Source organism: Nonomuraea sp. NPDC003560 (assembly GCF_042878785.1).
In the GTDB taxonomy this organism is placed as follows: Bacteria; Actinomycetota; Actinomycetes; order Streptosporangiales; family Streptosporangiaceae; genus Nonomuraea.
In genome coordinates, this window is record NZ_JBIAOF010000011.1 from 72191 (window position 1) to 94211 (window position 22021).

The 22021-nt window shown below is 71.5% G+C and carries 22 protein-coding genes; 13 read left to right on the forward strand and 9 right to left on the reverse strand.

What is annotated here, in order from left to right; translation table 11 throughout:
- The first annotated feature begins 21 nt into the window (after positions 1 to 21).
- Positions 22 to 1191 carry a hypothetical protein gene (locus ACFYUV_RS35885; RefSeq protein ID WP_387676822.1) on the forward strand — a complete coding sequence of 390 codons (1170 nt, stop codon included), beginning with the start codon at positions 22 to 24 and terminating at the stop codon, positions 1189 to 1191.
- Positions 1192 to 1195: 4 nt separating this feature from the next.
- Here the strand turns inward: ACFYUV_RS35885 and ACFYUV_RS35890 are convergent, their stop codons facing one another.
- Positions 1196 to 1837: an SDR family NAD(P)-dependent oxidoreductase gene (locus tag ACFYUV_RS35890; protein WP_387676825.1), complete on the reverse strand. Its 642-nt coding sequence runs from the start codon at positions 1835 to 1837 to the stop codon at positions 1196 to 1198.
- An 89-nt stretch (positions 1838 to 1926) separates the two neighbouring features.
- Between ACFYUV_RS35890 and ACFYUV_RS35895 the strand changes: the two genes are divergently transcribed.
- Entirely contained in the window at positions 1927 to 2310 is a 384-nt protein-coding gene (locus tag ACFYUV_RS35895; protein WP_387676828.1) for a MerR family transcriptional regulator, read from the forward strand.
- Positions 2311 to 2314: 4 nt separating this feature from the next.
- Positions 2315 to 2770 (forward strand): pyridoxamine 5'-phosphate oxidase family protein, encoded by a 456-nt coding sequence (locus ACFYUV_RS35900; protein ID WP_387676831.1) that lies wholly within the window; start codon positions 2315 to 2317, stop codon positions 2768 to 2770.
- A gap of 13 nt (positions 2771 to 2783) precedes the next feature.
- On the opposite strand, the gene ACFYUV_RS35905 is transcribed toward ACFYUV_RS35900, so the two are convergent.
- Positions 2784 to 3575: a maleylpyruvate isomerase N-terminal domain-containing protein gene (locus ACFYUV_RS35905; RefSeq protein ID WP_387676834.1), complete on the reverse strand. Its 792-nt coding sequence runs from the start codon at positions 3573 to 3575 to the stop codon at positions 2784 to 2786.
- Positions 3576 to 3672: 97 nt separating this feature from the next.
- Here ACFYUV_RS35905 and ACFYUV_RS35910 point away from each other — a divergent pair, with 97 nt between their 5' ends.
- Positions 3673 to 4221: a TetR/AcrR family transcriptional regulator gene (locus ACFYUV_RS35910; protein WP_352326247.1), complete on the forward strand. Its 549-nt coding sequence runs from the start codon at positions 3673 to 3675 to the stop codon at positions 4219 to 4221.
- Positions 4205 to 4624 carry a DUF5360 family protein gene (locus ACFYUV_RS35915; protein WP_352353063.1) on the forward strand — a complete coding sequence of 140 codons (420 nt, stop codon included), beginning with the start codon at positions 4205 to 4207 and terminating at the stop codon, positions 4622 to 4624. The genes ACFYUV_RS35910 and ACFYUV_RS35915 overlap by 17 nt, the downstream gene beginning before the upstream one ends.
- Here the strand turns inward: ACFYUV_RS35915 and ACFYUV_RS35920 are convergent.
- Positions 4575 to 5057 (reverse strand): VOC family protein, encoded by a 483-nt coding sequence (locus tag ACFYUV_RS35920; protein WP_387676837.1) that lies wholly within the window; start codon positions 5055 to 5057, stop codon positions 4575 to 4577. The two genes, ACFYUV_RS35915 and ACFYUV_RS35920, sit on opposite strands and share 50 nt — an antisense overlap.
- A gap of 86 nt (positions 5058 to 5143) precedes the next feature.
- On the opposite strand from ACFYUV_RS35920, the gene ACFYUV_RS35925 reads away from it, so the two are divergent.
- Complete coding sequence (locus ACFYUV_RS35925) at positions 5144 to 6151, forward strand: helix-turn-helix transcriptional regulator (protein WP_387676839.1); 1008 nt, start codon at positions 5144 to 5146, stop codon at positions 6149 to 6151.
- On the opposite strand, the gene ACFYUV_RS35930 is transcribed toward ACFYUV_RS35925, so the two are convergent.
- Positions 6060 to 6845 (reverse strand): alpha/beta fold hydrolase, encoded by a 786-nt coding sequence (locus tag ACFYUV_RS35930; protein WP_387676842.1) that lies wholly within the window; start codon positions 6843 to 6845, stop codon positions 6060 to 6062. The two genes, ACFYUV_RS35925 and ACFYUV_RS35930, sit on opposite strands and share 92 nt — an antisense overlap.
- A 70-nt stretch (positions 6846 to 6915) precedes the next feature.
- Here ACFYUV_RS35930 and ACFYUV_RS35935 point away from each other — a divergent pair, with 70 nt between their 5' ends.
- Together ACFYUV_RS35935 and ACFYUV_RS35940 are read left to right on the forward strand one after the other, a co-directional pair.
- The gene (locus tag ACFYUV_RS35935; RefSeq protein ID WP_387676845.1) at positions 6916 to 7572 is read left to right on the forward strand and encodes a TetR/AcrR family transcriptional regulator; all 657 of its coding nucleotides are present in this window, start codon (positions 6916 to 6918) and stop codon (positions 7570 to 7572) included.
- The gene (locus tag ACFYUV_RS35940; RefSeq protein ID WP_387676847.1) at positions 7569 to 8987 is read left to right on the forward strand and encodes an MFS transporter; all 1419 of its coding nucleotides are present in this window, start codon (positions 7569 to 7571) and stop codon (positions 8985 to 8987) included. Before ACFYUV_RS35935 ends, ACFYUV_RS35940 begins: the two co-directional genes overlap by 4 nt.
- Before the next feature lie 214 nt (positions 8988 to 9201).
- Here ACFYUV_RS35940 and ACFYUV_RS35945 read toward each other — a convergent pair whose 3' ends face one another.
- Complete coding sequence (locus ACFYUV_RS35945) at positions 9202 to 10143, reverse strand: DUF5996 family protein (RefSeq protein WP_364341228.1); 942 nt, start codon at positions 10141 to 10143, stop codon at positions 9202 to 9204.
- A gap of 91 nt (positions 10144 to 10234) precedes the next feature.
- Here ACFYUV_RS35945 and ACFYUV_RS35950 point away from each other — a divergent pair, with 91 nt between their 5' ends.
- A complete protein-coding gene (locus tag ACFYUV_RS35950) occupies positions 10235 to 10633 on the forward strand; it encodes a MerR family transcriptional regulator (RefSeq protein WP_352326258.1) in 399 nt (132 codons plus the stop codon).
- On the opposite strand, the gene ACFYUV_RS35955 is transcribed toward ACFYUV_RS35950, so the two are convergent.
- Together ACFYUV_RS35955 and ACFYUV_RS35960 are read right to left on the reverse strand one after the other, a co-directional pair.
- Positions 10620 to 11819, reverse strand: coding sequence for a hypothetical protein (locus ACFYUV_RS35955; protein ID WP_358300844.1), 1200 nt, complete (start codon positions 11817 to 11819; stop codon positions 10620 to 10622). The two genes, ACFYUV_RS35950 and ACFYUV_RS35955, sit on opposite strands and share 14 nt — an antisense overlap.
- Before the next feature lie 112 nt (positions 11820 to 11931).
- On the reverse strand, positions 11932 to 13563 hold the full coding sequence (locus ACFYUV_RS35960; protein ID WP_387676850.1) for a dolichyl-phosphate-mannose--protein mannosyltransferase: 1632 nt from the start codon (positions 13561 to 13563) through the stop codon (positions 11932 to 11934).
- 79 nt (positions 13564 to 13642) lie between these two features.
- On the opposite strand from ACFYUV_RS35960, the gene rsmI reads away from it, so the two are divergent.
- Complete coding sequence (gene rsmI / locus ACFYUV_RS35965; RefSeq protein WP_387676853.1) at positions 13643 to 14485, forward strand: 16S rRNA (cytidine(1402)-2'-O)-methyltransferase; 843 nt, start codon at positions 13643 to 13645, stop codon at positions 14483 to 14485.
- Positions 14486 to 14490: 5 nt separating this feature from the next.
- Positions 14491 to 16068 (forward strand): dolichyl-phosphate-mannose--protein mannosyltransferase, encoded by a 1578-nt coding sequence (locus tag ACFYUV_RS35970; RefSeq protein WP_387676855.1) that lies wholly within the window; start codon positions 14491 to 14493, stop codon positions 16066 to 16068.
- Here ACFYUV_RS35970 and ACFYUV_RS35975 read toward each other — a convergent pair.
- On the reverse strand, positions 16004 to 17491 hold the full coding sequence (locus ACFYUV_RS35975) for a hypothetical protein (RefSeq protein WP_387676862.1): 1488 nt from the start codon (positions 17489 to 17491) through the stop codon (positions 16004 to 16006). The genes ACFYUV_RS35970 and ACFYUV_RS35975 overlap by 65 nt on opposite strands.
- Before the next feature lie 160 nt (positions 17492 to 17651).
- Here ACFYUV_RS35975 and ACFYUV_RS35980 point away from each other — a divergent pair, with 160 nt between their 5' ends.
- Together ACFYUV_RS35980 and metG are read left to right on the forward strand one after the other, a co-directional pair.
- Positions 17652 to 18872 (forward strand): glycosyltransferase, encoded by a 1221-nt coding sequence (locus ACFYUV_RS35980; RefSeq protein WP_387676865.1) that lies wholly within the window; start codon positions 17652 to 17654, stop codon positions 18870 to 18872.
- Positions 18873 to 18991: 119 nt separating this feature from the next.
- Positions 18992 to 20773 (forward strand): methionine--tRNA ligase, encoded by a 1782-nt coding sequence (metG, locus tag ACFYUV_RS35985; RefSeq protein ID WP_387676868.1) that lies wholly within the window; start codon positions 18992 to 18994, stop codon positions 20771 to 20773.
- Here metG and ACFYUV_RS35990 read toward each other — a convergent pair.
- Positions 20718 to 21947, reverse strand: coding sequence for an FAD-dependent monooxygenase (locus tag ACFYUV_RS35990; protein WP_387676871.1), 1230 nt, complete (start codon positions 21945 to 21947; stop codon positions 20718 to 20720). The genes metG and ACFYUV_RS35990 overlap by 56 nt on opposite strands.
- Positions 21948 to 22021: the final 74 nt, after the last annotated feature.

Genomic DNA, 22021 nt, shown 5'->3' on the forward strand with positions numbered 1-22021 from the left:
CGGCTGTGGCACGATCGAGGCATGCGATCCCGTACGGAGGTGGCCTTAGCGGGCCTGATCGTGCTCACGCTGACCGGCGGTTGCGCCGACCCGGCGACCCAGCGGGTGTCCCTGATGAACGACCCGTCCGCGCCGCCGTCGTCCAGCCTGGCCCCGGCCATGCCGCGCGTCGCCACGGACGCCCCCGCGATGCCGGGCGGGACTCCGTCGCCGTCGTACTTCCGGCCGCCGCCGTTGGTTCCGGCGACCTCCCTGGCCGAGCCCATGGCGACGGGCAAGCCCCTGACGGCGACCGGGCCGCCGCGCTTCTTCGTCACCGCCCGGACGCCGATCTTCTCCTTCGCGGACTCGTCCAAGACGGCAACCGCCACGCCGGTGCCGCCCGCCGTGAACGACGCCGTGACGGGCGCCTTCGTGGCGGCCGTGCCGCTGCCGCCCGGGGTGCGCTCGTCCTGGCACCTCGTCGCCGCCGCCCCCGACAACCGCACGTTCGTGCTGGCCGGATGGACGGGGCTGGACACGCCCCTCCGGCTCTTCCGCATCCGTCTCGACGAGAAGGGACGGCCCGGCGAGCCGGAACTCGTGCCCGATTTGGAACCCGAGCGCGACCAGGTGACCGCGATGGCGCTCAGCCAGGACGGCACCAGGCTCGCCTACACCGTCACGCTCATCGGCGGCGGGACCAAGGTGGCGGTCCTCGATCTGGCCACCGGGCGGCGGCGGGACTGGGTCACCCGGGAGAGCACCGCCGTCATGGGCCTGGCCTGGGCCCCCGACGGGCGGCGGGTGGCCACGGTGCTGGGCCGAGGGGGCCTCAGCGTGCTCGACCTGGGGAACGCGGGCACCGATCTGATCGCCGCGTCGCGGCCGGTCAGGCCGGACAGGGCGGTGTGGAGCCCCCAGTCGGTGGCCTTCACCCCCGACGGGAGCGCTCTGCTCTACTCCACCGGTCACGACGTCGAGCGGGTGCCGATCGGGGGCGGCCGGCCCCAGGTGGTGGCGCGGCTGACCCTGCCGCGCGGAGCCTCGCTGGGCCTTCGCTTCAGCATCGACGGGACCGGCGGGCAACTGCTGTACACGGACGGATGGCGGGCGCACCGGGTCGACCTCGCCGACGGGTCCGACACGGCGGTCCCGATCGACGCGGGCGAGCGCTCGGGCGAGGGCGAGTCGCCGGTCGCCGCCTGGTGAGGGGTCAGGTGCCGAGGTGCTGGGCCTCGTGTTCCCACTGGTCGCGGGGCTGGGTGTGCAGGCGCCAGTAGTGCTCGGCGATGTCGTCGGGGTCGAAGGCGGTGCCGGGGGCGACCACGCCGGCCACCGTGACGCCGGCCACGTGCACGCCGTCCGCGCCGTACTCCTGGTCGAGCAGGGTCACCAGGGTCCGTACGCCGGCCTTGCCCAGTGACAGGCTCACGTAGTCCGGCTTGGGATGCGGCATGCCGCCGGTGACGATGAACGTGCCGCCGCCGCGCCCGGCCATCCCCGGCGCCACGTGGGTGGCGGCGGTGAGCGCCCCGACGACGTTGACCGCGTACGCGTCGAGCTGGGCCCGCGCCGGCAGCTCCCCGGGCCGGTCGGCCTGGACGATCGCGGCGTTGTACACCACGACGTCGGGCGGGCCCAGCTCGGCGGCCGTCTTGTCGAGCGCGGCGCGCAACGCGTCCTCGTCGGCGCTGTCGGCGACCGCCGTGGCGACCGGCACCCCGTAGGAGGACAGGGACGCCGCGGCCGACTCCACCGTCCGCGCGCTGCGCGCGATCAGGCCGACCGGCAGTCCCTCGGCGGCGAACCGGCGCGCCACCGCCTGCCCGATCCCCGGCCCCGCTGCGATGATCACTGCTCCGGACACCTTCATCTCCCATCTGTAGTGGCGACAATGGGGACGATAAAGGGTCACATCCATGTGAAGGTCAACCCGGAGGTTCCATGCGAATCGGCGATCTCGCCCGGCAGACCGGAGTGAGCCGCAGGCTGCTGCGCTACTACGAGGACCAGGGCCTGCTCAAACCGCTGCGCCGGCCGAACGGCTACCGCGAGTACGCCGAGACCGACGTCGCGGAGGTGCGCCACATCCGCGCGCTGCTCGAAGCCGGGCTGCCCACGTCGGTCATCACCAGGGTGCTGCACTGCGTCCACGACGACGGCGCCGACATGGTGCCCTCCTCCTGCCCCGAGATGATGGACAACCTCAACCGCGAGCGCGCCCGCATCAGCGGCGAGATCAGCCGCCTGGCGGCTTCGCGGAAGGCGCTCGACTCCATGCTCGCCACCGCCCGCGAGCCTGTCGAGAGGAAGCGTCCGCCCAGGTGAGAGGATGGACGGCATGGATCTGGGGGCCATCCGGACGATGAGTCGCGAGGAGTGCCTGACGCTGCTGTCCACGGTCCCCGTGGGCCGGGTGGCGTGGGCGCGGCCGGGCGGCACGATCATCGTGCTGCCGGTGAACTTCACGCTCGACGCCGACACCGTCGTGTTCCGGATCCCGCCCGGCCGCATCCTGGAGGCGATCGAGCACCGTGTGCCGATGGCGTTCGAGATCGACGACATGGAGCCGGCCATGCGCACCGGGTGGAGCGTGCTGGTGACCGGCGTCGCGGAGGTCGTCCGGGATCGGGAGGAGGCCGGGCGGCTGGAGCGGCTGACCGGCGCGCCCTGGCCGGAGCTGGCCGATCCGGTGCTCGTCCGGCTGCCGTTGCACCGGGTGTCCGGGCGTCGCCTGCCGCTGCATCCGGGCGGGGTGGTGGTCGAGCGCCTCGACGGGGAGGCGTGAGGCCGCGGCAGGCTCACACCGGCGGGACGAGCGTGAAGTAACGGTCGAGCAGGGCCCGGTCGCCGCGGACGTCGAGCCGGTCGGCGGGCAGCCGGTGCCACAGGTGCAGCAGCAGGTCGGAGGCCGTTCCGACAAGCTCCACCGCGGCCTTCGAGTCGCCGGTGAGCCGGACGTCGTCGCCGTCGAAGCACACCGCCCACACCCCCGGCCCGTCGCTCTGGCGGAACAGGTAGCGCTCGCCCGCCCCGGGCGGGGCCTGCGTCCAGGACCTGCGGGCCGGGGCCATCACCTCGAAGACCTGGGTGACGGCGTCGGCGGCGAACGCGGCGTCGATCGGGGCGGCCGTGCCGAGCGCGTTCTCGGCGTCCCAGCGGTGGATGGCCGCCTCGATGGCCTGCATGCGCTGCCAGAACCCGACGGTCTGCTCGGCGGACCACGTCCAGGCGGGGTCGTCGGGGGAGGCGGCGGAGAAGCGCGCTCCGAGCCGCGCGGCGCCCTCGGCGAACCAGTCGAGCACGGCCGGGGGCACCGGCCCGGTGTTGGGCGCGCGGTCGGGATGGGGCCAGTCGCCGAAGTCCGCCGGCAGGCCGAGGACGGCGACGTCGGCGGGGTCGGGCAGCCCGGGAAGGCGCTCGTCGATGACGGCGTGCACGTGCCGGTGCACCGCGCCGAGGTGGATGACCAGGTCGGCGACCGACCACCCGGGACAGGACGGCACGAGGGGCGCGCCACCCGACGCGGTCGCCCGCCGCGCGGCCGCCTCGAACGCCCGCACCTCTCGGTGGAAGTGCGCGACATGATCCATGGGCTCGCTCCGATCGGCTGGGTGCGGATGTCGGATGACGTTATGCGCGGGATGGAACGGCTCGAAACTGTACCGGTCAGCCGGTACAGTAATGGCCATGCCACGACCCAGTTCCAAGGACCGGCTGCTCGACGCCGCCGCCGACGTGCTGCTGACGGAGGGCGCGGAGTCGCTGACGCTGGAGGCGGTCGCCCGGCGGGCGGGCGTCTCCAAAGGCGGCCTGTTCTACCACTTCCCGACCAAGCAGGCTCTGGTCGCCGCCATGGTCGCGCGGCTGACCGACGCCTTCGACCAGGCGCTGGCGGCGGCGGGCGGCCGGCCGGGCGACTTCCTGCGGGCGTACGTGCGGGCCACGATCCCCGAACGGCACACCGCCTCCGTCCCGGCCGACCGGGTCACCGTCGCCCTGCTGGCGGGCGTGCTGGTCGACCCGGCCGGGCTGGAGCCGCTGCGCGAGCGGTTCGCCGCCTGGCAGGCCCGGCTGGCCGACGACGGCATCGACCCGGCCGCCGCGACCGCCGTCCGGCTGGCGGTGGACGGCTGGTGGGCCGCCCGCCTGCTCGGCCTCGGCGAACCCGGCCCCGGCCTGCACGAACCCACCCGCCGCTACCTGATGGAGGCCATCGACCGTGCTGCGCGCGACTAAGGCGTTGATGGTGCTGACGGATGTCGGCTTCGTGGCCTACTTCACGATCACCGGCCTCGGCCTGATCCCGCCCGAGTGGGCCTTCGCCGACTATGCCGATCCGCTGATGGCCGACTGGAACTGGTCGTTCCTCTGGATCGACCTCCTGGCCAGCGCCACCGGCCTGACCAGCCTGTGGCTGCTGCGCCGGCGTTCGCCCGCGGGCGAGCCGCTGATGCTGGTGTCGCTGGTGCTGACGGCGGCCTCGGGGCTGATGGCGATCGCGTTCTGGACGCTGCGCGGCGACTTCTCGCCCGCCTGGTGGATCCCCAACCTCTACCTGCTGCTCTTCCCGCTGCCGGCGATCGCCGCGCTCACCGCCCGGGGAAGAATTCCGCGCTCTGGACGTATTCCATCGCCTTGACGAACCCGGGGTCGGCCAGGCGGCGCTCCGCCTCCTCGGCGGAGACGTCCTCGACGTGGGTCTGGATCCACCACAGGTTGCCCCAGGGGTCGCGCACCCGGCCGACGAGGTCGCCGAAGAACAGGTGCGTGACGTCGGTGACGGACGTGCCGCCCGCCTCGACCGCGCGGCGGTGGACGGCTTGCGCGTCGGGCACGTACAGGCGGAGGAAGCCGGGCGTCGCGGGCCATTCGGGCCGGGCGTCGAACATCATCACCACGGCGTCCCCGATCCGCACCTCGGCGTGCTGGACGTCGCCGTCCGGGCCGGTCATCCGGCCCAGCTCGACGGCGTCGAAGGCGGCCTTGAGCCAGTCGATCAGTCCGGCCGTGTCCCGCGAGATGATCCACGGCGTCACGGTGGTGTAGCCCTCGGGGATGGGGTTGACGGTCATGATGTGCCTCCTCGATCGGTGTGTCGAGACGACATTAGGAGGCCAGTAGGTCAACTCCTGTCCTACATCGGCGGCATCCTTGAACCATGACGTCCTTGCGGTTGCTGAGCCTGCTGTCGCTGCTCCAGACCCCGCGCGAATGGCCGGGCGGCGAGCTGGCCGAGCGGCTCGGGGTCAGCCGCCGTACGGTCCGGCGCGACGTCGAGCGGCTGCGCGACCTCGGCTACCCGGTGGTCGCCACCATGGGCGCCGACGGCGGCTACCGGCTGGTCGCGGGCGCGGCCATGCCGCCGCTGCTGCTGGACGACGAGGAGGCCGTCGCCATCGCCGTGGGCCTGGTGACCGCGGCCCGGCATCCCGTGCAGGGCATCGAGGAGGCGTCGGTGCGCGCGCTGGCCAAGCTGGAGCAGGTGCTGCCGTCCCGGCTGCGCCACCGGGTGGCCTCGCTCGGCGCCGCGACGGTCCCGCTGCCCGGCGCCGAGGGGTTCGACGTCGATCCGGGCCGGCTCACGACGCTGGCCATGGCCGTCGCCAACCGCGAACGGGTGCGCTTCCGGTACCTGGCGGGCGACGGCGCGCGGAGTGCCCGGCTGGTGGACCCGTACCGGCTGGTGGCCGCCGGGCGGCGCTGGTACCTGCTGGCCCACGACCACGACCGGGACGACCGGCGGCTGTTCCGCGTCGACCGCATGGACGACGTACGGGCCACGGGCGCCCGGATCACCACGACCGAGCCGGCGGACCCCGCCGCGTACGTCGCCGCCAAGCTCTACTCGGGCGCGCCCACGTACGAGGCGGTGGTGACCCTGCACGCGCCCGCCGAGGTCGTGGCCCGCGCGATCCCCGGCGAGCTCACCCCGCTGGACGCGGACACCTGCCTCCTGCGCGCCTCCGCCGACACCCTGGACTGGCTGGCCTTCCGGCTGATCACGCTCGGCTGCGAGTTCGAGGCGCACGAGCCGCCCGAGCTCGTCGCCCACCTTCAGGGGCTGGCCGCCCGGCTCACCCGCGCGAGCGCGCCAGGAACTCCAGCACCAGCGGGCCCGCCACCTCGCGGAACTCCTCGAAGTAGGCGTGCCGCGCCCCCTCGATGAGCCGCAGCTCCGCCCCCGGGACGCGCCCGGCCAGCAGCGGGGCGTTGGCGGCCGGGTTGAACACGTCGTCGGCGCCGTGCACGACCAGCGTCGGCGCGGCGATGGCGGGCAGCACGGCCCAGGCGTCGTGCCCGGCGCTGGCGGCCAGGTGGCGGCGGCGCGCGTGGGCGGGCATGCCCGGATCGCCCACCGTCCGGTACGGCCCCGGATGCGTGGCCAGCCAGCCCGGCGTGTACATCAGCTCCAGCAGCGCCCGCCCGGCGGCGGCCCGGTCGCGTTGCGCGAGCGCCCTGCGCACGTCGGCGCCGCGCTCGAGGCCGTGGACGCCGCCGGGGGAGGTGCAGCCGAGCACGAGCGCCCCGACCCGGCCGGGATGGTCGGCGGCCAGCCACTGGGCCACCCGGCCGCCCATCGACGTGCCGTAGACGTCGGCACGGGCGACGCCCAGCTCGTCGAGCACGGCCAGCACGTCTTCGGCGAACCCGCGGGTGGTGTAGGGCTCGTCGGGCTTGTCGCTGTCGCCGGTGCCGCGGTAGTCGAAGGTGATCGTGCGGTGGGCGCGGTCGAAGTCGTCGCGGACCGGGTCCCACCAGCGGTGGTCGTTGGCCTGGCCCTGGAGCAGCACGAGCGCGGGACCGCTGCCGCGGACCTGGTAGGACAGCTTGACGCCGCCCGTCGTCATGGCGAAAGGCACGCCTTCGATGGTGCCACGGCGACGCCCGTGCCCTTGACGGAGTGAGTACTCACTCCGTACTGTCGTCAGTATGACGAACGAGACGAGCCGGCGGAGAGCGCCGGCGATGAGCCCCGAACGACGCCGCGAGATGATCGTGAAGGCCGCCCTCCCCTTGGTGGTGGAGTACGGCACCTCCGTGACCACCGCCCAGGTCGCCCGCGCGGCCGGCATCGGCGAGGGCACGATCTTCCGCGCCTTCGGCGACAAGGAGGCGCTGCTCGCCGCCTGTATGGCCGAGGCGCTGCGCCCCGACGACACCCTCGCCCACGTGTCCGCGATCTCCCTCGACCTGCCGCTGGCCGACCGGCTGGTGGAGGCCGCCGAGGCGCTGCGCGGCTACCTCGCCAGGATGGGCGCGGTCGCGGGCGCCCTCGCCACCACGGGCGGCCTGCGCCGCCCGGCACCCGGAGGCGAGGCCCGCCCGGCACCGGGAGGCGAGCCTCGCGCCGCCGAAGGGGGCGGGCGGCCCGGGTCCGGGCGGGAGGAGTCGATGGCGGCCTCCCGCGAGGCCCTGGCCGGGCTGTTCGAGCCCGAGCGCGACCGGCTCAGGCTGGCCCCCGAGCGCCTGGCCGAGGCGTTCCAGTTCCTGGTGATGGCGGCCGGCCGCGGCCCGTCCCCGCTGGGCTCGGAAGAGCTGGTGGACCTGTTCCTGAACGGCGCGCTCGGGGCGGGCGAACGCCCTTGACCGACCTCTACGAGGACCTCGCGCCCCGCCGCCGCACGGCGGTCACCTTCGCCTTACTCGGCTGCGCCTTCCTGGGCATGCTCGACGGCACCGTCGTCGGCACCGCGCTCCCGCGCATCGTCGCGCAGGTCGGCGGCACCACCTCCTGGTACGTCTGGCTGATCACCGCCTACCTGCTCACCTCGTCGGTGAGCGTCCCCATCTACGGCCGCTTCTCCGATCTGTACGGCCGCCGCCGCCTCCTCCTCTCCGGCCTCGCGATCTTCCTGGCCGGCTCCCTGGCCTGCGGGCTCGCCGGCTCGATGGAGGTCCTGATCGTCAGCAGGGCCGTCCAGGGGGTCGGCGCGGGCGCGCTGCTCACGCTGGGCATGGCCCTGATCCGCGACCTCCATCCGCCGCACCGGAGCGAGGGCCTGATCCGCATGCAGACCCTGCTGGCCGCCATGATGATCGTCGGCATGGTCGGCGGGCCGCTGGTCGGGGGCCTGCTGGCCGACCACGCGGGCTGGCGCTGGGCGTTCCTGGTCAACCTGCCCGCCGGGGCGCTCGCGGCCGCGCTGATCGCGCTGCTGCTGCCCGACCGGCGTCCGCCGCGCACCTCGGGCAGGCTCGACGCGGCCGGGATCGCGCTGCTCACCGCGGGCCTGTCGCTGGTGCTGATCGGCCTGAGCCTCAAGGGCAACACCGGCCGCGGCTGGAGCGACCCGGCCGTGCTCGGCTCGCTGCTCGGCGGGGTGGCGCTGCTGGTCGCGCTCGTCCCCGTCGAGCGGCGGGCGGACACGCCGGTGCTGCCGCCGCGGCTGATGCGCCGCCGCACGTACGCGGCGCTGCTCGCGGGCGGGTTCTTCTTCCAGGTGGCGGGGCTGCCCGCGGGCGTGCTGCTGCCGCTGTACCTCCAGCACGTACGCGCCTACTCGGCCACGGTGTCCGGCCTGCTGCTGCTCCCGATGCTGGTGGGCATGATCGCCGGGAACCGGCTGACGGCCGTCCTCGTGCTGCGGTCCGGCCGTACCAGGCCGGTGCTGCTGACCGGGGCCGCGCTGGTCACCGCCGGCACGCTCGCCTTCGCCGCGCTCGGGCCGGGCACCTCGCCGTACCTGGTCGGGGTCTGGCTGCTGCTCGTGGGGCTCGGCACGGGCCCGGCCATGGGCGGGCTCACCATCGCCACGCAGGGCAGCGTCCCGCACGCCGACATGGGCGCGGCCACCGCGGGTTCGGCGTTGTCGAAGCAGCTCGGCGGCTCCTTCGGCCTGGCCTGCGCCCAGTCGCTCATCGGCGCGCAGGTCAGTGCGGCGGCCGTGGGCTCCACCGTCGCCTGGACCGGCGGTGTCGCGGGCCTGCTGGCCTTCGCCGTCCTGCTGCTGGTCCGCGAGAACGGGCTGCCGGCCCGGCAGCCGGCCGCCGTCCGGACCTGAGCGGAATCGGGGGGAACGCGGGGAATGTTCCTGGGGGAACCCCCGTTACATAGACCGTGGCCGGTGTGTCCAGTGTCCCCGGGCCTCACCTATTGCCTTCGCGGACTACCGTTCGGCTGGAGCCGCGTTGTGCCTTTCGCCGAGAGGCGACCTGCACACCGGTACACGCACACGTGGAAGCCCGCCCTCTCCGGAGGGCGGGCTTTCGCGTCGTTCAGGCCGGGCGGTTCTTCACGTAGTACGGGTCGGTGATGCCGCCGGGGCAGGCCAGCTCCTCGACGTCCAGGTGGGTCAGCTTGGCCCCGGCCTGGTAGGCGCTCTGCAGGAACTCCAGCACGCTCGCCACCGGATCGCCCATGGCGCGCACGTCGTCGTAGCGCAGCACGGCCAGATGGCTGCCGCGCGCGGGCAGCCACTCGGCCTGCTCGGGCAGCAGCGGCTCCCGCTCCAGCCCCTTCGGCTCCGGCGCGGTGTAGGAGTAGAACGCCGGCCAGGGCCGTTCCTTGTCGCCGAACCAGAACCCGGCGCTGATCACCTCCCGGCTGTACGCCTCGCGGGTGACCGGGTCGGCCTCCTCCGGCACGTCGGCCGGGCGTCCGGTGAAGAGGGTGACCGCGATGTCGAACGTGTGCCAGAAGTGGTGCACCGGGCTGACCTTGCCGCCGAAGTCCGCGGCGAACCGGTCGAGCAGCTGCGCCACCTGCGACAGGATCCGCCAGTAGCGGTTGATCAGGACCGGGTCGTAGTGCGCGTGGCGGGTGTCCTCGGCGAACGGCGTCTCGTCGTCCAGGTCGTACGGCACCGCCCAGATCTCCGGCCGGATCCCCAGGTCGGCCAGCGTCTGGAAGAGCCGGGACTGGAACGCGGCCACCGACAGCCCGATCATGCTGAACTCCGCGCTGCGGCCGTCCAGCACGTCGATCACCAGGCGGTGGCGGACGAGGTCGAAGTCCACGCAGAACAGCGGCTGCTCGCCGAGCCCGCCCATGGGACGCGTCGTCAGGCCGCGCCCGGTCAGATGGAACGGCACCTGCCACCAATGGTTACGCCGGTTACTCACCGTCAGCCGGATTTTCCCGACGATCTGCGCGAAGCGGTGGAAGGTCTCCTTGGTGTCGGCCCACTCTTCGAGTGGCATGGCCGGAAAGAGCTCCATGTGTCCATCGTAACTACGCTGCGTAACCATTCTTCGGGGGGTCTCCGCTAATATCCGGCTTGAAGGGTGGTTCAAGTCGAGGAGCCGGGGCATGCGGGACACGTTGATCGACATTGGCGAGGTGGCCAGGCGTACCGGGCTGGCCGCGTCCGCGCTGCGCTTCTACGAGCGCAAGGGGCTCATCGAGGCCGAGGGCCGCAACGGCCTGCGCCGCGTCTACCTGCCCGAGACGCTCGACCGGCTGGCGCTGATCACCTGCGCCCGCGACGCCGGGTTCACGCTGTCGGAGATCGCCGAGTTCCTGCGCGCCCGGCCGGCGGACACGCGGCTGCGTGAGCGCATGGCCGCCAAGGAACGCGAGGTCGACCAGCGGGTGCGGCAGCTCACCCGGCTGCGCGACAGCCTGCGCCACGCGGCCGTGTGCGAGCACGACCCGCTGGTCGAGTGCCCCGAGTTCAAGCAGGCCGTGAAGGCCGTCAGCCAGAGCTGACGTACTTGCGCGGGCGCAGGGCGTGGGCGCGCAGCGCGGCCAGGGCCGCGTACTGGCCGGGCCGGTCCATCCGGACGACCAGGTCGTCGCTGTAGGCCAGGCCCAGCGCGGTGAGCTGGGAGACCAGGTCGGCGACCGGCGCGGTGACGTCGTCGAGGCTCGTGGCCGGGTGCCAGCCCTCGCCGCCCACCACCTCGGCCACCCGTTCGCGCAACTGGGCGGGGGACATCAGGACGCCGTCGGCCAGCAGCATGAGCGTGGCCTCGCGGGCCGAGACCTCGAACTCGTGCTCGCCCCTGGCCAGCAGCAGCCGGGTGACCGCCTCCCACATGGCCTCCGGCGAGCCCAGCAGGTGCCGGCCGTAGTCGGTGATGGCCAGCCGGGCGCCGTCGCGGCTGATCGCGCCGAGCTCGCGCTCGGCCAGCTCGCGCAGCCGCAGCGCCGCGGGCGAGGGGGCCAGCCGGAGCGGCAGGCTGCCCTCGGAGGCGGCCAGGGACAGCAGCTTGCGCAGGGCGGGCAGCGGTTGCGGCGTGACCGGCGCGTGCAGGCGCACCTCGAACGGCTGCGCCAGCTCCCGCCTGGCCGGGCCGCGGCCGAGCACCCAGCGGTTGAGCCGTTCGCCGTGCACGCGGTTGAGCCAGCTGTCGCCGCCCAGCTCGGCGCGGGGCTCGGTGAGCCAGCGGCGGGTGAGCGCGCCGCGGTCGACGTCGTCGCCGGCGACGATCGCCAGTTCGAGCGCCGCGGAGCAGGCCACGTGCGCGCCCAGCTCCTCGGGGCCCATGATCATGCTCCACTGCAGCTCGGGCACGTCGGGCGGGAGCACGCCCGTGGCCTCCAGGGCCTTCTGGTAGGCGCTGGTGCCGGCGTCCTCGCCCTCCTGGGCGTAGGTGCGCAGGATCTGCGCCGTGGTGGGGGACACGCACAGGGCGGCGTAACGTTCCATGCCGCCGAGCTGCAGCAGCCGTGCCAGTGAGCGGGACAGGCGTTCGTGGTCGCCTCCGGGCCGGAGCGGGCCCACCTTGATCGGAAGCGTGTACCAGAGGAACTCGCAGACGTCGAGCTGGGTCACCGTCTCCAGCGGTTCCCCACCCGTCAACCATTCGACGGCGGTCCTGGCCTCCTCGGCCAGGTCCGGCTGAGATCGCTCCAACTCGGCGAGAAGGGCGGTGACATCCGGTGCACTCATGCCTCGAAGTTTGCCGTATCGCACCCAGCTATGACGATGACCGAATGCGGTGCGTATTGGGTCTTGCACAGCGACTACCCTACGAAACCGATGTTTACCTACAGTGAGCGGGTCAGATCCATCGTTTGTCGAACAGCATCCGGGCCTTCCACTCGGTGTACGGGATCACTTCGGCGGACAGGATCGGGTGCAACCACCAGAAGTTGATCAGTGCCAGCAGCGCGTACGCGCCGACCACCGCGGCCCCCAGCGTGCGGCGCATCGGCATGGCCCCGCTCTCCGTCGGCGTGGCGGGCCCGATGAGCAACCCGGCGCACAACGTCAGCGCCAGGATCATGAACGGCACCATGGGGATCGCGTAGAACAGGAACATCGTGCGGTTCTCGGAGATGGCGAAGTAGAACCAGGGCAGCCACCCCATCGCGTACGCCAGCAGCACCGCCCCGGCCCGCCAGTCGCGCGAGGAGACGTACCAGGCGATCAGGGCCACCAGCGCGGCCAGCGCGCCGAACCAGATCACCGGCGTGCCCACGCCGAGCACCGCCTCCGAGCAGTCCTTGGCCCCGCACACGTTCTGCTTGCCCTCGTAGAAGAAGGCCACCGGACGCAGCAGCAGCGGCCACTGCCACGGCTCCGACATGTACGGATGGGACGTCTCCAGCCCGTTGTGGAAGGAGAAGACCTGCCACTGGTACTGGATCCATGAGCGCATGGAGTCGAACAGGAAGAAGAAGGGGCCGGAGGAGGTGGCCTGGTCCCAGTTACGGCCGTAGCCGTTGGCGGAGGCGAACCAGCCGGTCCAGGTGGCCATGTAGGCCAGGAAGGGGATGACGGTGAAGGAGAGCAGGGCGTGGGGGAGGTCCTTGTTCCAGGCTCCGGCGTAGGGGCGTTTGAGTCCGATGGCTCGGCGGGCGCCGAAGTCCCACATGAGGGACATGATGGCGAAGGCGACGGCGAAGGCGAGTCCGGACCATTTGACGGACATGGCGAAGGCGAGGCAGACGCCGGCGGCCAGGCGCCAGGGCCGGGCGCCGAGCCAGGGGCCATGGGGCGAGACGGGCGAGTTCTCGTACCAGGCGACCAGCCGTTCGCGGGCGCGGTCGCGGTCGACCACCAGGCAGGCGAAGGCCGCCAGCACCCAGAACATCAGGAACACGTCGAGCAGCGCCGTGCGGGACAGCACGTAGTGCAGGCCGTCGAGGGCCAGCAGCAGGCCGGCGAAGCAGCCGAGCAGCGTGGAGCGGGTCATCCGGCGCGCCACCCGGGCCAGGACGAGGATCGACAACGTGCCGATCAGCGCCGCCGCGAACCGCCAGCCGAACGGGTTGAGCCCGAACAGCCACTCACCGGCGCCGATCATCCACTTGCCGAGCGGCGGGTGCACCACGTACGAGGCGCACTTGTCGAGCGTCTCCTGCGTGCACGACTGCCAGATGTCGGTCTTCCCGGCCAGGATCGCCTTGTCCGCGTCCTTGATCGTGACGCGCTCGACACCCCAGTTGATCAGGGAGAAGGCGTCCTTCATGTAGTAGGTCTCGTCGAAGACCACGGCCCGCGGGTGGCCCAGGTTGACGAAGCGCAGGATGCCGCCGAAGAGCGTGACCAGCAGCGGGCCGACCCACCCCCACAGGACGCTGCCACGCATGGGGGGGATCACCCGGTCACGCAGGGACCGCGTCTGCGATTGACTCTCGCCGACCTCCGGGTTGTCGTAGGCCTGGTACGGGGAATCGGTCACCGCCATTCGGACATCGTACGGGCCCCAAGCCGTTAGGTACTGCAAGAATCACGGTCTAATTGGTATGCCCTGCCACAATGGTCGGGTGACTGGAGAAGGCAGGTTGGTGCTGGCCGGAGCCCCCATCGGTCAGGCGGGTGACGTCTCGCCGCGGCTGCGGGAGGTGCTCGCCGACGCCGACGTGGTGGCCGCCGAGGACACCAGACGGCTGCGCAGGCTCGCCACCGAGCTGGGCGTGGAGATCAGCGGCCGGGTGGTGTCCTACTACGACCAGAACGAGGCGGGCCGCGCCCAGGAGCTGGTCGAGGCGCTGAGACAGGGCCGTACGGTCGTGGTCATCACCGACGCCGGGATGCCCGGGGTGTCCGACCCCGGCTACCGCCTGACCCACCTGGCGGTCGAGGCGGGCATCACGGTGACCGCGCTGCCGGGGCCGAGCGCCGTCACCACGGCGCTCGCCGTGTCGGGGCTGGCCAGCGACAGGTTCTGCTTCGAGGGCTTCCCACCGCGCAAGACCGGCGACCGGGCGCGGCGGCTGTCCGCGCTGGCGGCCGAGGAGCGGACGATGGTCTTCTTCGAGGCCCCCCACCGGCTGGCCGAGTCGCTGGGCGCGATGGCGGAGGCGTTCGGGCCCGACCGGCCCGCCGCCGTCTGCCGCGAGCTGACCAAGACGTACGAGGAGGTGCGCCGCGGCGGTCTCGGCGAGCTGGCCGAGTGGGCCGCGGGCGGCGTCAAGGGCGAGATCACCGTGGTCGTCGCGGGCCGCGTGCCGGGGGCGGGCGAGCCCGACATGGACGAGCTGGTCGCCGAGGTCGACCGCCGGGTGGCCGAGGGAGAGCAGCGGAAGATCGCCATCGCCGACGTGGCCAAGGGCGCGGGCGTGCCGAGACGCGAACTTTATGACCTGGTGCACAAACGCATAGGGTGATCGACATGGGGGAGACGGCACGACGGCTGGTCCCGCCGTTCCAGGGGCGGCCCCTCTTAGGCTGGGCGGGGCCGCTGCTGGTCGCCCTCTTCGGCGGGCTGCTGCGGTTCGTCCGCCTCGGTGAGCCGAAGGCCGTCGTCTTCGACGAGACCTACTACGCCAAGGACGCCTGGTCCCTGCTCAGGTACGGCGTCGAGCGCGCCATGCTGGGCGACGCCAAGAACCCGATCGCCGACCGGCGGCTCATCGCCGGGAACCTGGACATCTTCCGCCAGTGCCCCCAGTCGTCCGACTGCGCCTCGTTCGTCGCGCATCCGCCGCTGGGCAAGTGGATGATCGCGGCGGGGGAGTGGCTGTTCGGGATGAACCCGTTCGGCTGGCGGTTCGCGGCGGCGCTGGTCGGCACGTTGTCGATCCTCGTGCTGGCCAGGGTGGCGCGCCGGATGACCCGTTCGACGCTGCTGGGCTGCCTGGCGGGGCTGCTGCTCGCGCTCGACGGCCTGCATCTGGTGCTGTCCCGCACGGCGCTGCTCGACGTGTTCCTGATGTTCTGGGTGCTGGCAGCGTTCGCCTGCCTGGTGGTCGACCGCGACCGCGCCCGGGAACGGCTGGTCGCCTGGTACGAGAACTCGCCCGTCTCGCCCCATGGCCCCTGGCTCGGCGCCCGGCCCTGGCGCCTGGCCGCCGGCGTCTGCCTCGCCTTCGCCATGTCCGTCAAATGGTCCGGACTCGCCTTCGCCGTCGCCTTCGCCATCATGTCCCTCATGTGGGACTTCGGCGCCCGCCGAGCCATCGGACTCAAACGCCCCTACGCCGGAGCCTGGAACAAGGACCTCCCCCACGCCCTGCTCTCCTTCACCGTCATCCCCTTCGTGGCCTACATGGCCACCTGGACCGGCTGGTTCGCCTCCGCCAACGGCTACGGCCGCAACTGGGACCAGGCCACCTCCTCCGGCCCCTTCTTCTTCCTGTTCGACTCCATGCGCTCATGGATCCAGTACCAGTGGCAGGTCTTCACCTTCCACAGCGGGGTGCACGAGTACCACCAGTACATGTCCGACCCCTGGACGTGGCCGCTGCTCGTCCGCCCGGTGTCGTTCTACTACCCCGCCGACGTGCCGCCGTCGGCGTGCGGGGCCTCCGCGTGCGCGCAGGCGATCCACGGGACCGGCACCCCCGCCCTGTGGTTCGGCGCGCTGCTCGCGCTGGCGGGCACGGCCGTCCTGTACGCCAGGAGCCGCGACTGGCGGGCCGGGGCGGTGCTGCTGGCGTACGCGATGGGCTGGCTGCCCTGGTTCTACTACGCCCTGGCCGACGACCGCACGATGTACCTGTTCTACATGCTGCCGGTGGTGCCGTTCATGGTGCTGGCGGTCGTGCTGATGGCCGGGCTCGTGCTCGGCCGGGCCGACGCGCCGCCCACGCGCAGGGCCGTCGGGGCGGCCTTCGTGGGCGCGTTCGCGATGATCGTGCTGATCAACTTCTGGTGGCTGCAGCCGGTGCTCACGGCCGAGACGCTCACGCAGACACAGTGGTGGGCTCGGATGCTGATGCGCTCTTGGGTGACCGCCGCCCCCAAGTGACGCCCTTGCGCAGCGTGATGGCCGCCGCGATGCAGGCCAGCGGGACGGCCGGCAGCACGTAGCGGTAGTCGAACTCGGCCGTCGCCGCCGGGGCCAGCAACAGCCCGAACGCCCCCAGCCAGGGCAGCGCCACCGGGCCGCCGAACCTGCGCCAGCGGACGACGATGCCGTACAGGCCGATCAGCATGATGCCGCCGAGCATGATGCCGCGCAGGTAGAAGATCTTCTGGTAGCCGCTCATGATGTCCGCCCACGGGTGGACGATCCTGGTCTCGGGCGGGCCCTGCTCGTAGCTGAACGCGTCGGTGTCGGTGTGGCCGCCCCCGTAGGAGGACCACTTCGGCAGGCGCTTGGGCCGCCCGGTGTCGTCCACCTCGTAATAGGGCTTGAACTGGTACATGTTGTACGTCGACTCGTCCGGGAAGCGCGGCCGTCCCCAGTGGAAGGAGCGGAAGAAGTCGCGCGCGACCACCTTCAGGTAGTCGCCCGGCTGGGACAGGATCGCCCGCGTCGCGAACGCGCTGGCCGCGTCGTTGGTGATGCCGCTGAACTTCTTGTTGATGCCCCACCGGTGGAGGACCTCGCCGGTGCCCGTGCCGTCGCCGTTGCCCTGGCCCCACAGATACCACTGTGCGTAGTCTTTGCGCTGGTTGACCGGGTCGTTGATGCACAACAGGAGAAGCTGCACCTCCTTGTACTTGTCGATCTTCATCTCGTTGCAGTCGGCGAAGATCGCGGTACGCATGTAGAGGATGAGCCCGTCGCTGTTGGTCATCGCGAATTTGCCGTAATTTGTCGAAAACCAACCCATATAGCTAAGAACGGGAACCGCGCACGCCGCGATGACCGCCACGATGGGCCGCCACCCGGTGCGCTGGACGATCAGGTACAGCACCACGAGCCCGAGGATCGGCATGCCGATCGACCGGGTCAGCCAGGTCAGCGCGAGCAGCAGCCCGACCACGATCCCGGCCCGCCACGACAGCCGCCGCTTCCACAGCACCAGCGTCACCACGCCCACGACCAGCAGCGTGAACAGGGTGTCGGACATGACCATCTGCTCAAGCTGGATCTGGTAGGCGTCGAACAGCACCGGCGCCGCCGCGAGCGTGGCCGCCCACTTGGGCAGCGCGAACTTGCAGCGCAGCAGGGCGTAGATGAGCGCGGCCGCGGCCAGGCCCATCAGGTGTTGCGTGAAGATGGCGAGCGTGAAGCTGTGGAACGGCTTGAGCAGCATCAGCCAGAAGCTGTAGCCGTCGGGCCTGATCGGGTGGGGCCTGGGGTGCAGCGCCACGTTGACGTACTCGTAGGAGTCGTTGAACCACATCGCCGGGCCGTAACCGAGCATGGTGATCAGCCGCAGCACGGCGCCGACGCCGAAGGCCACGGCGAACACGCGATGACGGCGCACGAGGGACAGCACGCGAGCTGCCCGGCCAGGAGCGGAGTGGTCCACAGGGGTAATCTCCGCGACGCTCACCATGCTGTAAAGAATGCCAGTCGTTTTTAGGTCTTGACCCGAGCACGCCGGGCACAGGGCATGATGGTTCACTGGAAGAGCCTTATTACTGAAGGGTTGAGACGTGGAACTGACGGTGGTCATGCCCTGCCTCAACGAGGCGGAGACCGTGGAAGTCTGTGTGCGCAAGGCATTGGCGTGCATGGAGGAGCACGGAATCGAAGGGGAAGTCCTGATCGCCGACAACGGCAGCACGGACGGCTCGCAGCAGCTCGCGCGTGATGCCGGTGCCCGTGTCGTCCACGTCGACGAGAAGGGCTACGGCAACGCCCTCATGGGCGGCATCCGCGCCGCCCGCGGCAAGTACGTGATCATGGGCGACGCCGACGACTCCTACGACTTCACCTCGTTGCTCCCGTTCGTCGAGCAGCTCCGCGACGGCGCCGACCTCGTGATGGGCAACCGGTTCAAGGGCGGCATCGCCCCCGGGGCCATGCCCCCGCTCCACCGCTACCTGGGCAACCCGGTGCTGTCGTTCATCGGCCGGCTGTTCTTCCCGTCGGCCATCGGCGACTTCCACTGCGGCCTGCGTGGCTTCCGGCGCGACTCGATCCTGCGCCTCCACCTCCAGACCGGGGGCATGGAGTTCGCCTCCGAGATGGTCGTCCGCTCCACGCTGTCCGGCCTCGACGTGCGCGAGGTGCCCACCACGCTCTCGCCCGACGGCCGTTCGCGCCCGCCGCACCTGCGCTCCTGGCGCGACGGCTGGCGCCACCTGCGCTTCCTGCTGCTCTACAGCCCCAAGTGGCTGTTCTTCTACCCCGGCGTGTTCCTGATGGTCCTCGGCCTGATCGCGGGCACGGCGCTGACGTTCGGGCCGGTGGAGATCGGCGAGCTGGCCTTCGACGTCGACACCCTGGTCGGGTCGTCGGCGCTGGTCGTGATCGGCTTCCAGGCGGCGCTGTTCGCGGTGTTCACGAAGGTCTACGCGGCCGAGGAGGGCTTCCTGCCCGAGTCGCGGCGGATCCGGAAGATCATCGACATCGTGACGCTGGAGAAGGGCCTCGTGGTCGGCGGCCTGCTGGCGCTGGCCGGTCTGGTCGGCCTGGTGATGTCGCTGGTCCACTGGCAGGTGCGCAGCTTCGGCGCGCTCGACCCGCGCGAGTCGCTGCGCATGGTCGTCCCGGCCGCCACGGCGCTCGTCATGAGCTTCCAGACGATCTTCGCCTCGCTGTTCATCAGCATCCTCGGCATCCGCCGGACCAAGGAGAGCTCGATCGACGTGGCCGCCAAGGCGGCCGAGGAGGCCGCTGAGGCGGTCTCCCTGGAGAAGTCCAAGCGCTAGGGTCCTCCGCGTCCCGGTGGGAGCCGGCGCCGGCCACGTGCCGGCGCCGGCTTCCGTCTTTCCGCGCGGGGGTTGGGGGTTTGGACGAGGAGCGGGGCCGGGCCCCGTAGGCTTAGGTCATGTCCCAGCACATCTTGACCGCCGTCGCGTGGCCGTACGCTAACGGCCCCCGCCACATCGGGCACGTCTCGGGTTTCGGCGTGCCGTCCGACGTCTTCAGCCGCTACCAGCGGATGGCGGGAAACAAGGTGCTGATGGTGTCCGGCACCGACGAGCACGGCACTCCGATCCAGGTGCAGGCCGACAAGGAGGGCGTCAGCGCCCGCGAGCTGGCCGACAGGTACAACAGGGTGATCGCCGAAGACCTGACCGGTCTCGGGCTCTCCTACGACCTGTTCACCCGGACCACGACGAAGAACCACTACGCCGTCACGCAGCAGATCTTCAAGGGCCTCTACGACAACGGCTACATCTTCCCCAAGACCACGATGGGCGCGATCTCGCCCTCGACCGGCCGTACCCTGCCCGACCGCTACATCGAGGGCACCTGCCCCATCTGCGGCTACGACGGCGCGCGCGGCGACCAGTGCGACAACTGCGGCAACCAGCTCGACCCGATCCAGCTCATCAACCCCAAGAGCCGCATCAACGGCGAGACCCCCGTCTTCGTCGAGACCGAGCACTTCATGCTCGACCTGCCCGCCTTCGCCGAGGTCCTGGGCTCCTACCTGCAGTCCAAGCAGGGCGAGTGGCGGCCCAACGTGCTGAAGTTCGCCCTCAACCTGCTCGGCGACCTCCAGCCCCGCGCGATCAGCCGCGACCTCGACTGGGGTGTGCCGATCCCGCTGGAGGGGTGGCGCGACCAGCCCAACAAGCGCCTGTACGTGTGGTTCGACGCGGTCATCGGCTACCTGTCGGCCTCCATCGAGTGGGCCAGGCGCTCCGGCGACCCCGACGCCTGGCGTCAGTGGTGGCAGAACCCCGACGCCCGCGGCTACTACTTCATGGGCAAGGACAACATCGTCTTCCACGCCGAGATCTGGCCGGCGATGTTGTTCGGCTACAGCGGCATCGGCGCGCGCGGCGGCTCGCCCGGCGCGCTCGGCGCGCTCGACGTGCCGTCCGAGGTGGTCTCCAGCGAGTTCCTGACGATGGAGGGCAAGAAGTTCTCCTCCTCCAGGCAAGTAGTAATTTACGTGCGCGACTTCCTGGCGCGTTACGACGCCGACGCCCTGCGCTACTACATCGCGGTGGCCGGCCCCGAGAACCAGGACACCGACTTCACCTGGCAGGAGTTCGTCAACCGCAACAACGGCGAGCTCGTCGCCGCCTGGGGCAACCTGGTCAACCGGTCGATCTCGATGGCGTCCAAGAACTTCGGCGTCGTGCCCGAGGCCGGCGACCTGACCGACGCCGACCGGGCCATGCTGGAGCGCTCGCGCAACGCGTTCGCCCCGGTGGGCGCCGAGCTGGGCAGGTCGCGGTTCAAGAACGCGATCACCGAGGCGTTCGACGTCGTCCGCGAGGCCAACAAGTACCTGGCCGAGCAGGAGCCCTGGAAGCTCAAGGACGACATCGAGCGGCAGAAGTCGATCCTCCACGTGGCCCTCCAGGTCGTCGACGACGCCAAGACGATGCTCACGCCGTTCCTGCCGGGCTCGTCCAACAAGGTCTTCTCGATGCTCGGCGGCCAGGGCGTCTGGTCCGGCATGCCGGAGATCCGCGAGGTCGACGAAGACGGCGGCGCCCCCTACCCCGTCATCACCGGCGAGTACGACGGCGCCGCGCGCTGGGAGCACCGGCCGATCAAGCCCGGCACCCCGCTCGCGCCGCCCGTGCCGCTGTTCAAGAAGCTCGACCAGAAGGTCGTCGAAGAGGAGCTGGGCCGGCTGGCCGACTGAGGCCGTAGTCCTTGAGCGTGATGGCGGAGGCGGTCTTCCTGACCGACTTCGCTATCACGCCCTTCCACGGCAGATACGGCATGATCTTGTAGTTCTGGTTCATGAACCAGGCCATCAGCCGGTTCTCCGGCACCATGAACTTGCTGACGCCCACGGCCGACTTCTGGCAGCCGGTGGCGTAGGCGCGCACCTCCTGCTCGTAGCGGGCGAACGCGGTCCGGTGGTCGCCGCCGGCCGCGGCCAGCTCGCCCGCCAGCACGTGCGCGCCGACCAGCGCGAGGCCCGTGCCCATGCCCGACAGCGGCGACGGGCAGCAGGCGGCGTCGCCGATCAGCGCCACCCGGCCGCGCGACCACGAGTCCAGGTGCACCTGGCTGGTGGAGTCGAAGTAGAAGTCGTCGGCGTCCCACATCCTGCGCAGCAGCTTGGGCGTCTCCCAGCCGACCCCCCGGTACGCCTCGGCCAGCAGCTCCTTCTGCCGGGTGACGTCCCGGCGGTCGTGCTCCAGCGGCGGTGAGCCGAAGTAGAACATGGCCTTGGCCTCGGTGTTGTTCCTGGCGCTGTAGAGGCCGACCGTCTTGCCGGGCGTGCTGTGGAGCAGGCCCGTGTGGTCGAGGCCCAGGTAGTTGTCGAGGGTGAACACCGCGCAGTAGAGCCCGAGGTGGCTGGTGACGGCGGCCTCCGGCGCGTCGAAGGCCAGCGAGCGCACGTTGGAGTGCAGGCCGTCCGCGCCCACCACGAGGTCGAACCTGCGCCCCGCGCCCCGCTCGAACGTCACCGTCACCCCGTCCGCGTCCTGGGCGAGGGAGGTGATGGAGTCGCCGAAGACGTACTCGGCGCGGTCCTTCGTGGCGTCGTGGAGGATGCGGGCCAGGTCGCCGCGGAGGATCTCGACGTCGCCGGAGAACAGGTCGCCGGGCACGGAGGCGAGCTTCCTGCCGGACTCGTTGACGTACGACATGTCGCCCATGTGGGTCTGGAGGCGCTCGACGTCGGCGAGGATGCCGAGGGCGCGCAGCGCGGTCATGTGCGCCTCGCCGCGGAAGTCGACGGAGTAGCCGCCCTCACGCAGGGCGGGGGCGCGTTCGACGACGGTGACGCGGTGGCCGGAGCGGATGAGGTGGAGGGCCAGGGCGGGACCGGCGACGCTCGCGCCGGAGATCAGGATGTCCATGCCTGAGAGCCTGCCGGGGCCCGCTCACCGCCCCCTCACCCCACGCTCACCGCCCTCTGTGCCCTTGCTCGGGA